A 12,040-nucleotide genomic window follows, 5' to 3' on the forward strand; every position below is an offset into this window, starting at 1 on the left:
AACGACGGCTACTACGACCGCCTGCCTGGCAGCCGAAGGCGACGACGCCGCCGCCAGGACCAGGCTGCTGGACGGCGGGTTGCACCGGCTCACCGCCACCCTTCGTGATCTGCTCGGTCGACACCGGCCCGACCACAGCGGCCGGTGTCCCCAATGCCGTCCCAGGTGGCGACGCGGTCGCACCCCGAGCTACCAGGTCTGGGCTACCGCCCACCGGCACCTGATCGCCGTCGAACACGCCACGCCCCCGACCGGCGCGGCTCGACACGCCACCCCGCCGGCCACACTGCGGACACGCCGTCGGCGGCTGCTGGAGGTGGGGAACGCCGCGGCGTTCCCCACCTCCCGGACCACAGGGTGAGCTTGTCGCGGAAGACGCAAGCCCCACCAGCGAGACCCCCGGCAAGACAGCTACGGGCAGCACCACCGCATGATTGCGGACAGTGACCATGTCGATACGGTTCGACCGACTTCGACCACCAGCATCAATGAGCAGTGCTCACCTTTCTGGATGCGCAAGCGAGGGATCTTCGTGACCGACACTTCACCGCTTACCCAGTCCGACACCGAACCGGCCGGTCCCGACGAGCTTCGACTGCGGATGATCGACCAGCTTCGAACGTTGTCGGCGCTGCGCGGCGCGCCCGTGGCCGAGGCGTTCGCCGCAGTGCCGCGTCACGTGTTCGCCCCGGAAGTCACGCCGGAGCAGGCGTATGCGGCCAACAAGTCCGTGGTGACCAAGCGTGGTCCCGACGGTGCGGCGTTGAGCAGCGTCTCCGCGCCGGCGATCCAGGCGGCGATGCTGGAGCAGGCCGACCTGCGTCCCGGGATGCGGGTGTTGGAGATCGGCTCCGGCGGCTACAACGCCGCGCTGCTCGCCGAGATCGTCGGCCCGGCCGGGCACGTGGTGTCGGTCGACATCGACGGCGACGTCGTCGAACGCGCCCCGCGCCTGCTGGCCGAGGCCGGCTACCCGGCGGTGCGGGTGGTGCACGGCGACGCCGAACACCCCATCCCCGACGAGGAGCCGTTCGACCGCATCATCGTCACCGTCGGTGCCTGGGACCTGCCGCCCGCCTGGTGGGAGCAACTGGTCGAGGGTGGCCGGATCGTGGTGCCGCTGCTGATGCGCGGCACCACCCGCACCGTGGCGCTGGACAAGGTCGAGGGTCGCCTGGTGGACCGTGACCACCAGCGGGCCGGGTTCGTGGCCATGCAGGGCCTGGGCGCGCACGAGGAGACGTTCCTGTCCATCGCCGACGGGGAGCAGGTCGGCCTGCGCATCGACGGTCCGGCCGACACCGACGCGGCGCTGCTGGCCGACGCGCTGCGCGGCCCCCGGACCGAGGCGTGGTCGGGGGTCGAGGTCGGCGGTACGGAGCCGTTCGACGACCTGGACCTGTTCCTGGCCACCCGGCCCGGCCGGTTCGGACTGCTCCAGGCGCTCCAGCCCGCCGTCGAGGCCAAGTTGGTGAGCGGCTGGGCGCGGTGGGGTGCGCCCACGCGTTACAGCGACACCGGCTTCGCCTACCGGGTCACCCGCCGCGTCCCCGACACCGACCGCGCCGAGTTCGGCGTGTTCGCCCACGGCCCCGACGCCGCGGCGCTGGCCGACCAGGTCGTGGCCGACATCCGCACCTGGGACCGGGAGCACCGCCACAGCGGGCACCGCGCCCACATCACCGTCTACCCCGCCGCGACCCCGGACGAGGCACTGCCCGCCGGGTTCGTCATGGACCGCCGCCACACCCGCGTGATCGTCACCTGGCCCACCGGCCCCGACCACGCCGACCACACCGCCGCCACACGCGGCTGACGAAAAGGGGAACCCGCATGACAACCACCCTCGAACCGGTCACCGCCCCGGCCACCGGCGATCCGTTCGACCTCGACATCGAGGTCCTGACCGCCCCGACCACGGCGCAGCCTCGCGTTAGCCCCTGCACCCTCGCGAATCCCCGAAGCGACACCGCCTGGAACCGTTTCCTGCTGATCGCATAACTGGCGCGCCAAGCTCCGACGCGTAGGCCCACTGGTCCGGTGAGGTCAGCAGCAAAACCACCATGAAGTACGACGATTAAGGACATTTCGTGACTGGAACGACTCCGGGAGAGCGAGCTACCCAGCTGCGCAACCAGACCGTCGATGCGCTCAAGGATGCGGGAACGATCGTCTCTCCCCGCATCGAGGCCGTGATGCGCGCGGTTCCCCGCGAGACCTTCGCCCCGGAGGCCGATCTCGAAGCGGTCTACGAGCCGTGGAACGGGCTCGTGACGAAGAAGGACGAGAACGGACGGCCGTTGAGTTCGCTGTCCGCGCCCGATGCGCAGGCGCACATGCTGGAGCAGGCCCGGATCGAGCCGGGGATGAACGTGCTGGAGATCGGCTCCGGCGGGATGAACGCCGCCTACCTCTCCGAGCTGGTCGGGCCGACCGGCCGGGTGACGACCGTCGACATCGACGAGTTCGTGACCGAACGGACCTCACGGTTCCTGAATCAGGCCGGATACACCCGGGTCAACGTAGTGCTCGCCGACGCCGAGTACGGCGTGCCGGAGCACGAGCCCTATGACCGGATCCTGGTCACGGTCGGGTCGTGGGACGTGCCGCCGGCCTGGATCGACCAACTCGTGGACGGTGGCCTGCTCGTGGTTCCGCTGAAGGTCATGGGGCTGATGCGCACCGTGGCCCTGGTGCGCGAGGGTGGTCGGCTGGTCAGCGAGTCGGCCCGGCTGTTCGGGTTCGTGCCGATGCAGGGTGCCGGCGCCCACGACAGCACAGAGCTGGTGCTGCGCGACGGCGCGGTCAGGCTGGTCTTCGACGAGCAGCCCCCGGCCGACCTGTCGCGGCTGGACGGCGTGCTGGAGTACGAGCCGGTGGTGGACAGCGGTGCCGGGCTCCGTCTGGGCGAGCCGTGGGCGACCATGCAGATGTGGCTGGCCACCACGGTCCCTGGGTTCTGCCGCATCATGCTCGACCGCGCCGCGAACGAGGCGTCGCCCCGGCCGCTGGGCGGTATCCACACCGGGATGGCGGCCGTCGACGGCGCCAACCTGGCGTACGTGGCCTCCCGCCGACTCGGCGGGGACCACCTCACGCTGGAGGTCCACGCCTACGGCCCGTCCCCCACCGCCCTGGCTCAGGTCGTCGCCGAACAGCTCCGGATCTGGGACCGCGACCACCGCGGCGGCCCGGGACCGCAGTACCTCGTCTACCCGACGACAACCCCCGACGAGCAGCTGCCGGCGGCGGACTTCGTCGTCGGCAAGCGCCACAGCCGGGTCCTGATCTCCTGGCCACATCCCGCGAACGCCGTCGGCCAGGACATCCTGCACCACCCCAACCACCAGTAGAGGAGAACAGTGACCGTAGTAGCGATCGAGTCGCCCGGCGGTGCGACAGCGCGACTGGAGGCGCCCTTCGAGGACGAGTTCGAGCTGGACATCCGCGCTTGAACAGCCTCGTCGCATCAGCCGGACTACAGCGAGGAACGATCCCCGAGACCTTCGAGGCCGGTTGCATACCGCCGCCGAACAAGCCGCCAATGTCCTAAACCACGCCCTCTCGTGGGCCTGAAATCCTGACGGCGGCATCGGGCTCGGCCGACGCGAACTGTCGGTGCTGCTGTGCACCACCCTCATGCGCTGCCGGACTGGAATGGTATGAGCAAGGCGATGTCTGGCACCGCGTCGCCCAAGAACGCCCTCTTCCTGATGACATCCCGACGACGAGACCGGCCGCCATGTCCGGTGCCCTCAAACGACTGATGCTCACCGACACCTCCCCCGAGGGGCCGCTGCTGCAGGCCGACGGCCCGTTGGCCGCGGCAGCCCAGTGGGCGACCGCTTTCCGCCAGGCCGGCCGGACGCCGGGCGTCGCAGCTCGCGCCGGCACCTTGGAGAGGGGCCTGCGCGAGGTCTTGAGCTACCTGGTGATCTTCCACTGGAACCGCTCGGGGCTGCCCAAAGCATTCTTGCCTGGGCGGCCCGCGCCGTCGCCCTCAGTTACCCCCATACCGGGAACACCTCATGAGCACGCCCTACCTTTCCCGGCCCACTGCCAGCGGCCTCACCGCCCCGAGCCGCATGCAGACCTGGCCATCCAAGTCGTCCGCTCTCTGCGGGCCGCGGACCGATACACCTTCTCACCTACTGCCTCTCCGCTGCCCGCGATCCGGCGGGACGTCGCGCACGCTGCGCCGTCGCCGGTCGGGCGCCAAGCCCCGCGGGAAGAGCGCCCGCGGGGCTTGACCCCTCTCCCGCCGCCGGCGCGGGGCGAGCGCGTCCCGCTGGATCGCGGGGCGCGGTAAGTCCGACCAGCCTGAACCTTCTTGAACAGGCACTCGGGTCTTGCCGCTTGGTTGCAGCAGCTGAGGCGGCTAGCAGGATCGGCCGTCCGGAACCGGGCTGCGGGCGCACGGTGGTCAGTCCGACGGCCCGTCGCCCGGCGGGCCAACAGGCCAGCAGTATCCCGAGCCAGACCAGGTTGAGCAGCTTTGCTTGCCAGCTGCCGTCGAGACCGGCCAGCGCGGGCAGGGTGGGCAGCGAGTTCGCCACCACGAGCAGCATGACCGCGGCCACCGCTACCGCGACCGGCGTGAGTGCGCCGGGAACCAGGTGTCTGCGGCCGAGGGCCAGACCGGCGAGCAGCACCACGAGGACGATCGACACCCCGGCACCCGCGAACGCCACCGCCGTGCGGATGGTGCGACCGTCGCTGAGATAGGCGGAGATGGCGGCCAGCAGCAGAATCGGGGCGACCGCGGCTGCCCAAGCCCGTGCGGTGGGTGGCTCGGTCCTGGGGTCGGTGGTGAGCGATTCGCGGGTCATCGGTCACGCATCCGCAGCAGGCGGCCGAGGTGGGCGGCGAGGAGCTGGACCCCTCGGTCGGCGTCCAACGCGGCTGGATCGTTGACCATGTGCCCCCACAGGCCGTCGACGAACGCGGCGAGCGCCGCCCCGTCGAGATCCGGGTCGACCGGGCCCTGGGTTTCCTTGCGCTGCTTGGCAAGCCGGAGCGCGGCAACGCATGCCGCGCGGACTTCGGCATTGCCCTCGGCCTGGATCCGCGCCAGCCGGGGAAGTGTGTTGGCCCGCGCGGCGACTGCGAGCCACACGCCTGCCTCGCGTCTGCGCTCCTCGTCCAGCGGCAGCAGCGTGGCGAGCGCTGAGAAAAGCTGGTCACCGACGGTTCCGGTGGTCGCTGCCAACCGGACCCGGTTGGCAGCCTGTGGGAAAGGTCCTCGACGGCGTACTCGAGTTCTACAACCCGGCCCAGCTGGATGCCCTGCGAAGGTCAACGCCCTCATCGCGGAATCCCCCTAGTGTTTTATAAGCGGCGGAGCCGCTTGCTGTGGGGCAGTCAACCGGCACCGCGGCGGGTTCTCAGGTGTCTTCTCGCGAGGACAGCTTCACCGTGGTGAATTGGTATTCATGAGGTGGAGCTCCCGGAGCGAGAAGGCGCCTGAGGTGCCGCCACCCGCACCGCCACGCAAACACTTTCAAACACTCGCTAGCCCGGAGCGGCCCGCTGACCTGGTGGTCGGCGGGCCGCCGCGGGGTCTACGAGCAGACGAGGTCCTCCGCCGGGCGCTCGCCCGTGGTCAGATAGGTCGTGACCGCGTCGTTCAGGCACTGGTTCGCGCCGAGCAGGTAGGCACCGTGGCCACCCTGCTCGGCGGTGACCATCCGGGACCGGTCACCGAGGGCGCGGTGCATCTTCTCGGCACCGGCCAGCGGGGTGCCCGGGTCATTGGTGTTCTGCGACAGCAACACGTTCGACGGCCCGCGGTCACCGACGCGAACGGGCGGCTCGGCCGGTTCGGTCGACCAGAACGCACACGGGCGGATGTTGGCCCCGGCCCCACCGAACAGCGGGAAGCGCTCCCGGTCCACAGCGGTGTCGTGCACGTAGGTGCCGATCGACCGCGGCCAGCGGTTGTCGTTGCAGAGCACATAGAGGTGGCTGGACACGAGGTTGTCCACATCCTGCGCCGCCGCTTCGGTCGCGGTGGGCGGCAGCGGCTGGTTCGTGTCGAGCGCCCGCCACGTCTCGGCCAAGCGGGGCATCCGGTTGTCGCGGTAGAGCCCGCCGAAGGTCAGCAACCGGAACGTCGAGCCGTCGATGCCGTCCACCGGCTTCTGGTCCAAGCGGTCGGACAGCTCGTGGAACTTCGCGGTCACCGCCTCCGGGGTGGCGCCGAGGCCGTACTCGGGATGCGAGGCGGCGAACGCGGCGAAGTCCGGGAACCGCTCTTCCATGCCAGGGCCGAACAGGCGGCTGGCCTCGCGGTCCAGTCCGGCCGGGACCAGGTTGCTGTCGAGCACGATCCGGTCGCTGCGCTCGGGGAACAACGTGGTGTAGACCGCGCCGAGATGCGTGCCGTACGAGTAACCGAGGAACGAAAGCTTGTCCTCGCCCAGCTTCCCGCGGATCAGGTCCATGTCCCGCGCGGTGGCCGCGGTCGAGATGAACGGGAGCAGGTGCGCGGTCTCGGACTTGGCGCACTGCTCGGCGACGGCCTTCGCGTTCTTCGCCTGCTCCAGCACGTCGACCGCGTTGTGCGCGTAGGGCGGGATGTTGCCGCGGCTCTGCTGCTCCGGCGTCAGGTCGCAGGTCACCGGCGTGCTGCGGCCGACACCACGCGGGTCGAACCCGATGATGTCGTAGGTGTCGAGCACGCTCTGCGGCAGCCCGAGGCCGACGGGGAAGTCCAGCCCGGCTCCGCCCGGCCCGCCGGGATTGGTCAGCAGCACGCCCCGGCGCTGCTCGGGATTTTTGCTCGCCAGCTTGGACAGCGCGATCTCGATCTGCGGCCCGTCCGGGTTCCGGTGGTCGAGCGGAACGTCCACGGTGGTGCACTGCAGGCCGGGAACGTCCAGCCCTTCGCAGTCACCCCACCGCAACGACGGTTCCGCGAGCACCGGTGGTGCGAGTGCCGTCGCGGCCGCGACCGCGGCGACGACGATGGTCAACGCTCTGCGCATGGTTTCCCTCTCCGTGGGCGGGACATGCGCCCGCCCACCACCCGAGTAGAAACCGTGTCCTTGAGGCATGGTCAAGAAAAATCGACTTCTGTACTGATCGGAATAGACGTCGGTGGGCGCACCGTTGCCGTCCACTACCGCCAGGACTCCGATGCCGCCGGCGTCGTCGAGAAGATCACCGCGTCCGGTGGCAGGGCGTTCAGCTTCGCCGCCGACCTGGCCGCGCCCGACACCGGAACCGCCTTCTGGGCCGCCTACGACGCCGCCGCGGGCCCGCTGCGCGACGCCCCGGTGCGGGTGCTGGTGAACAACGCCGGGATCTCCCTGCGCGGCACCATCGAGGAGTTCAGCGCCGAGGACTTCGCCCGCCAGCAGCAGGTCAACGACACCGCGCCGTTCCTGATCATCCAGGCGGGCCTGCCCCGCCTCGCCGACGGCGGGCGCATCGTCAACGTCTCCTCCGGCGCCACCCGTGTCGCCATTCCCGACATCATCGGCTACACCATGACCAAGGGCGCGCTCGACGCGCTCACCCTGCCACTCGCCCAGCACCTCGGCCCGCGCGGAATCACCGTCAACGCCGTCGTCCCCGCCACCATCGACACCGACATGAACGCTTCCTGGCTGCGCGGCAACTCCGATCTCATCGCCGATCTCGGTGCGCAGAACGCCCTTGGCCGCATTGGCGAACCCGAGGACGTGGCCGATGTCGTCGGCCTGCTCGCCTCCCACGACGCCCGGTGGATCACCGGGCAACTGGTCGACGCCACCGGCGGCTTCCGCCTGTAGCAAAAACGGCCGGGTGGAGCGTGAAATCCGCTCCACCCGGCCGGGTGGACGATCAGGGCAGGGTGAACTCCGGTTCCCCGATGGGCAGCTTCGACGTGTAGATGCCCAGGTACGTGTCCAGGTAGGGCGCGCGAGCGCCTTCGGTGGCGACGTCGTCGGCGGGATCGTCCGTGGCCAGCTCCAACCGCGCGCCGGTGACCTCGATCTTCTTGCGCGACGGCGTGTCGATCCAGTCGTTGAGCGCGTTGGCCTGGATGGTGCCGATCTCCACCGCCAGCGAGTGCCCGGCGGCCAGGGTCCAGTCGGTCGACTGCAGGTCGAAGGCCAGCTCACCACCGTCCACAGTGGAAACCTGCTCGTCGAACATGACCGCGGTGCCGTCCGGCGCGACGTCGTACAGCTTGACCATCACGTTGCCGTGGCCCTCGGCGGTCAGCGACAGCCGCGGCGTGCCGGTCAGCCGGGTGGCCTTCGCCAGCGGACATCCAGCACCTTGGTGAGTTATTCCGAGGTGTTGGTTCTCGGTGTGGGTGTTGCTTCCGGGGGTGTGAGCTCTAGGAGGGTGTTCAGGCGCTGCAGAACGTCGATTTGGGCGGGGTTGTACAGCTCCACCAGTCCGTGGAGGACGACCGGCTTGGTGAGGGCCTCGCTCATCGCTATGTCCTTCAGGGACGGGTGTTGTTCGAACTGGCGGCGCGCCACCGGTGCGTAGGCCTCGGCCAGGCGCTGCCTCGTGGCGTCGTCGGCATCGGCAGGCAGTGCGTCGAACTCGTCTTGTTCCGGCGGCCGGGGTGTTGAGTGCAGTTGCCGCAACACGGCCATCGCCGGCTCGTCGAGCACTCGTGAGTAGACCATCAGCAGCGCACGCTCCACGTCCGACAGGTCGGCGACGGTCCCGTCGAAGCCAGGGGGCAGGTCGACGAGGCTGTGGTGTCGCAGGACCAACGCCAGCTCCTTCCGCATCCGCTGCTGGCGTTCGATACTCGCTTTCAGCTCCGCGTCCAGCGCGCGCAGCGTTTGCTCCGCACCCTGCTCCGACTTCTCGAGCACCGGGATGGCGGACAGTGGCACGCCCAGGTCGACGAGCCTGCGGATGCGCAGCAGCCGGACCAGGTGCGGGACCCGGTACCGCTTGTACCCGTTCGCGGCGCGTTCCGGTTCGTCGAGCAGTCCGATCTGGTGGTAGTGGCGGACGGTCTTCAGGGTCGTGCCTGCCAGTTCGGCCAGTTCCCGCGTGCTCCACGCCATCCGTGTGCGCGTCCCTTCCCCGTCGTCGGCCCTGTCGTCGGCTCGCACCCATATTCGACATCGTGCCCCTGGGGCACAGTCAAGTGTGCTTGACCATGCCCCGAGGGCACAGATTCGAATGGGCCTCTCATGGGAACAGAGCGAGTTCGGGGAGGCTGGAGATGAGACGACGAAAGCGTGACACGATCCGGGGTGTGACCCTCGCGGTCGTGGTCGGGCTGACGGGTTCGGTGGCGGCGGTGCCCGCGACGGCCGATGAACCGGCGGCGGGGTTGGTGTGGGGCGCGTGCCCCGACGATGTGGTGGTGCCCCCGCCGTGGGTGCTGCGGTGCGCCACCGTGCCGGTGCCGGTCGACTACCGCGCGCCGGATGGCGAGCAGATCGAGATCATGATATCGCGGCTGGCCAGCACGGAGTCGGACAAGCGGCGGGGTGTGCTGATGCTCAACCCGGGTGGTCCTGGCGGGTCGGGGTTGTCGTTTCCCGCGGACCTGGCGTCGCATGGTATGCCGCAGGGAGTGCTGGACAGCTATGACGTGATCGGCATGGATACCCGCGGTATCGGCCACTCGGCGCCGGTGAGCTGCGGCTTCACCGCCGACCAGGACTACCTCGGCGCCATCCCGCCGTACGCGGTCGACGACGCGGCGGTCGTCGAGCAGGCCACGGTCGCGAAGGGAGTCGCCCACCAGTGCGCCGCCCATGACACCGACGGCAGGCTGCGGCACATCTCGACGGCGAACATGGCGCGTGACCTGGACCGGATCAGGGCCGCGCTCGGCGAGGAGAAGACGAGTTTCCTCGGGTACTCCTACGGGTCGGCGCTCGGTGCCGCGTACGCGTCGATGTTCCCCGAGCGGTCCGACCGGATCGTGCTGGACAGCAACATCGGTGACACCCACCTCGACCGGGACGGGTTGCGCAGGTACGCCCTGGGCATGGAGGACACGTTCCCGGACTTCGCGAAGTGGGCGGCGGCGCGGCACGAGTCGTACGGCCTGGGCCGCACGCCGGCAGAGGTGCGCAGGACCTACTTCGCGCTCGCGGAGCGGCTCGACGAATCGCCAACGGCCGACATGGACGGGCGCCTGTTCCGGCTGGCCACGTTCGCGGGGCTGTACGGGAAGACGAGGTACGCGCCGACAGCGCAGGGATGGCAGTCGCTGCGCGACGGCGACGACAGGGCGGCGACGACGCTGTCAACGCCGGCGCCGAACGACAGCATGTGGTCGGTGTTCCTCGCGGTGACGTGCAACGACATCGAGTGGCCCTCGGATGTCGAGACCTACCGGCGCGCGGTGGCCCAGGACCGCGAACGGTACCCGCTGTTCGGCGCGGCGAGCGCGAACATCGTGCCATGCGCGTACTGGCCACACGAGCCGGCGGAACCACCGGTGGCGGTGAACGACCACGGCCCGGCGAATGTACTGGTGGTGCAGAACCGGCGCGACCCGGTGACCCCACACCGCGGCGGGGAACTGATCGACGAGAAGTTCGGCGACAGGTCGCGGCTGGTGAGCGTCGACGGAACCGGCCACGGCGTCTACGCCCTCAGCGACAACGCGTGTGCGCTGAACACCACGACGAGCTTCCTGGTGGACGGGAAGCTGCCGAAGCAGGACATGTCCTGCAGATGACAGACCCGGGGGGCGGCGGTGCGAGAGCACCGTCGACCCCCAGATCTCCGAGCCGTGCCCGACAGTCAGCAAGCGGTGTCCACGTGGAACTGTGAGGCGCCGTTGAGCCGCGGCGTTCACACGTTCGACACGTCCGGGTCGGGCCCCACAGCCTCGAACCCGGAGCGTCGCGGCTGATCGTCTCGCGACCCCCGGGGCGCGCCCAACGCCGAACCACCTGTCCCGCGCGGCGACCGCGACGCGCCCGCCAAGCCAACATCTGCGTGAGGTGTACGTGACCCAGTTACCGCACAGCCGACTGACCTACCAGATCAGAAGGCTGCACCTCGGGCGCTGCAGGGCGGGCTCCTTCGGAGAAGATGGCTTCCACAGCCGCCGAGTCCAGGCGGACCCCGCCGTAGGCGACCGTCGCCGCACTGAACAGCGAAATAAGACGTAGACCCTCATCTCACCCAGTCAGCCTTCGCACATCGGCATGAGGGGACACCAGCGGCGCTGGCTCACGGGGCGTCGCCCGAAGGGTGACTGTTTCGAACGAGGATGCTGGGCACGTTCATCCGTACACGACTGAGCAGACAACGCAGTACGCCGACGCCCCCTGCGGATCCGGGTCCGCCCGGTCCTGCACGGCCAACTCGGCCGGCTGCTGGGTGCCTTCGCGCTGTTCGAGATCGGTAACCTCGCCGCCACCCTGCTCATCCTGCGCGCCACCGACCTGCTCACCCTGTGGGGTGCCAGAACTCTGCACTGGGCTGCTGACCTGCGGTGATCGTGCGCCATGCGCCACGGCGGCATGATCGTGAGACGTGACGCTACGACTGCCGTACCTGATCTTCGTTCGACTCGGCGGTTGGCTGGTACTCCTCGGACGCTCCTCCGCAGCCAAGGACGTCGAACTGCTGGTGCTGCGGCACGAGGTCGCCGTGCTGCGCCGAACCAACCCGCGCCCGCGGTTGGACTGGACCGATCGCGTCATGCTCGCCGCGTTGGTGCGCCGACTCCCCCAACTGCTGCGTGAGCATCGGTTGGTGACACCGGGCACCGTGCTCCGGTGGCACCGGCGCCTGGTCGCGAAGAAGTGGACCTACCCACAGCGAACCGGCCGACCGCCGATCGACGACACCGTCGTGGCGTTGATCGGGCGGATGGCCCGGGAGAACGCCGGGTGGGGCTACCGCAGGATCCAGGGCGAACTGCTCAAGCTCGGCCACCGGACAGCCGCCTCGACCATCCGCCGCGTGCTCAAGCACCTGCGGATACCGCCCGCACCCCAGCGCGACATCGACACCTCGTGGCGGCGATTCCTGCGCACCCAGGCCGCGAGCATGTCGGCCTGCGACTTCTTCCACGTCGACTGCGCCCTCACCCTCAAGCGCGTGT

The 12,040-nt window shown here is 69.6% G+C and carries 10 protein-coding genes and 2 pseudogenes; 7 read left to right on the plus strand and 5 right to left on the minus strand.

All coding sequences use genetic code 11. From position 1 onward, the window contains the following. Nucleotides 1–532 precede the first annotated feature (532 nt). The 4 genes and pseudogenes from fxlM (ALI22I_RS02300) to ALI22I_RS55290 form a co-directional block, all read left to right on the plus strand. Nucleotides 533–1,816, plus strand: a complete 1,284-nt coding sequence (fxlM, locus tag ALI22I_RS02300) for a methyltransferase, FxLD system (protein ID WP_238598023.1) — start codon at nucleotides 533–535, stop codon at nucleotides 1,814–1,816. A 17-nt stretch (nucleotides 1,817–1,833) separates the two neighbouring features. Further along, complete coding sequence (locus ALI22I_RS50290) at nucleotides 1,834–2,001, plus strand: hypothetical protein (protein ID WP_179118062.1); 168 nt, start codon at nucleotides 1,834–1,836, stop codon at nucleotides 1,999–2,001. Between the two features lie 89 nt (nucleotides 2,002–2,090). Continuing rightward, nucleotides 2,091–3,353, plus strand: coding sequence for a methyltransferase, FxLD system (gene fxlM, locus ALI22I_RS02305; protein ID WP_077003903.1), 1,263 nt, complete (start codon nucleotides 2,091–2,093; stop codon nucleotides 3,351–3,353). A 299-nt stretch (nucleotides 3,354–3,652) separates the two neighbouring features. Continuing rightward, nucleotides 3,653–3,907, plus strand: a pseudogene (locus tag ALI22I_RS55290) (thiopeptide-type bacteriocin biosynthesis protein); the annotation flags it as partial. 241 nt (nucleotides 3,908–4,148) lie between these two features. Here the strand turns inward: ALI22I_RS55290 and ALI22I_RS52825 are convergent. The 3 genes from ALI22I_RS52825 to ALI22I_RS02320 all read right to left on the minus strand — a co-directional run bounded on the left by ALI22I_RS52825 (nucleotide 4,149) and on the right by ALI22I_RS02320 (nucleotide 6,986). Next, nucleotides 4,149–4,829 carry a hypothetical protein gene (locus tag ALI22I_RS52825; RefSeq protein WP_179118063.1) on the minus strand — a complete coding sequence of 227 codons (681 nt, stop codon included), beginning with the start codon at nucleotides 4,827–4,829 and terminating at the stop codon, nucleotides 4,149–4,151. Next, on the minus strand, nucleotides 4,826–5,209 hold the full coding sequence (locus ALI22I_RS02315) for a TetR family transcriptional regulator C-terminal domain-containing protein (RefSeq protein ID WP_077003905.1): 384 nt from the start codon (nucleotides 5,207–5,209) through the stop codon (nucleotides 4,826–4,828). Before ALI22I_RS02315 ends, ALI22I_RS52825 begins: the two co-directional genes overlap by 4 nt. A gap of 352 nt (nucleotides 5,210–5,561) precedes the next feature. After that, nucleotides 5,562–6,986, minus strand: a complete 1,425-nt coding sequence (locus tag ALI22I_RS02320) for an alpha/beta hydrolase (RefSeq protein ID WP_077003906.1) — start codon at nucleotides 6,984–6,986, stop codon at nucleotides 5,562–5,564. A 60-nt stretch (nucleotides 6,987–7,046) separates the two neighbouring features. On the opposite strand from ALI22I_RS02320, the gene ALI22I_RS02325 reads away from it, so the two are divergent. Continuing rightward, nucleotides 7,047–7,775 (plus strand): SDR family NAD(P)-dependent oxidoreductase, encoded by a 729-nt coding sequence (locus tag ALI22I_RS02325; protein WP_179118064.1) that lies wholly within the window; start codon nucleotides 7,047–7,049, stop codon nucleotides 7,773–7,775. Between the two features lie 52 nt (nucleotides 7,776–7,827). Here ALI22I_RS02325 and ALI22I_RS02330 read toward each other — a convergent pair whose 3' ends face one another. Both ALI22I_RS02330 and ALI22I_RS02335 read right to left on the minus strand, forming a co-directional pair. Beyond that, on the minus strand, nucleotides 7,828–8,280 hold the full coding sequence (locus ALI22I_RS02330) for a CocE/NonD family hydrolase (RefSeq protein ID WP_083751359.1): 453 nt from the start codon (nucleotides 8,278–8,280) through the stop codon (nucleotides 7,828–7,830). Then, a complete protein-coding gene (locus ALI22I_RS02335; RefSeq protein ID WP_077003915.1) occupies nucleotides 8,277–9,023 on the minus strand; it encodes a MerR family transcriptional regulator in 747 nt (248 codons plus the stop codon). Before ALI22I_RS02335 ends, ALI22I_RS02330 begins: the two co-directional genes overlap by 4 nt. Nucleotides 9,024–9,184: 161 nt before the next feature. Here ALI22I_RS02335 and ALI22I_RS02340 point away from each other — a divergent pair, with 161 nt between their 5' ends. Both ALI22I_RS02340 and ALI22I_RS02350 read left to right on the plus strand, forming a co-directional pair. Next, complete coding sequence (locus ALI22I_RS02340) at nucleotides 9,185–10,660, plus strand: alpha/beta hydrolase (protein ID WP_077003908.1); 1,476 nt, start codon at nucleotides 9,185–9,187, stop codon at nucleotides 10,658–10,660. An 806-nt stretch (nucleotides 10,661–11,466) separates the two neighbouring features. Then, nucleotides 11,467–12,040: pseudogene (locus ALI22I_RS02350) on the plus strand (helix-turn-helix domain-containing protein); the annotation flags it as partial.

It is taken from the genome of Saccharothrix sp. ALI-22-I, from assembly GCF_001984175.1.
Classification (GTDB): Bacteria; Actinomycetota; Actinomycetes; order Mycobacteriales; family Pseudonocardiaceae; genus Actinosynnema.

What these genes read in the sequence shown, in the direction of transcription:
- ALI22I_RS50290 (WP_179118062.1), top strand. Translation starts at nt 1,834, where the DNA reads ATGACAACCACCCTCGAACCGGTCACCGCCCCGGCCACCGGCGATCCG.
- ALI22I_RS02340 (WP_077003908.1), top strand. Translation starts at nt 9,185, where the DNA reads ATGAGACGACGAAAGCGTGACACGATCCGGGGTGTGACCCTCGCGGTC.
- ALI22I_RS02335 (WP_077003915.1), bottom strand. Translation starts at nt 9,023, where the DNA reads ATGGCGTGGAGCACGCGGGAACTGGCCGAACTGGCAGGCACGACCCTG.
- ALI22I_RS52825 (WP_179118063.1), bottom strand. Translation starts at nt 4,829, where the DNA reads ATGACCCGCGAATCGCTCACCACCGACCCCAGGACCGAGCCACCCACC.
- ALI22I_RS02320 (WP_077003906.1), bottom strand. Translation starts at nt 6,986, where the DNA reads ATGCGCAGAGCGTTGACCATCGTCGTCGCCGCGGTCGCGGCCGCGACG.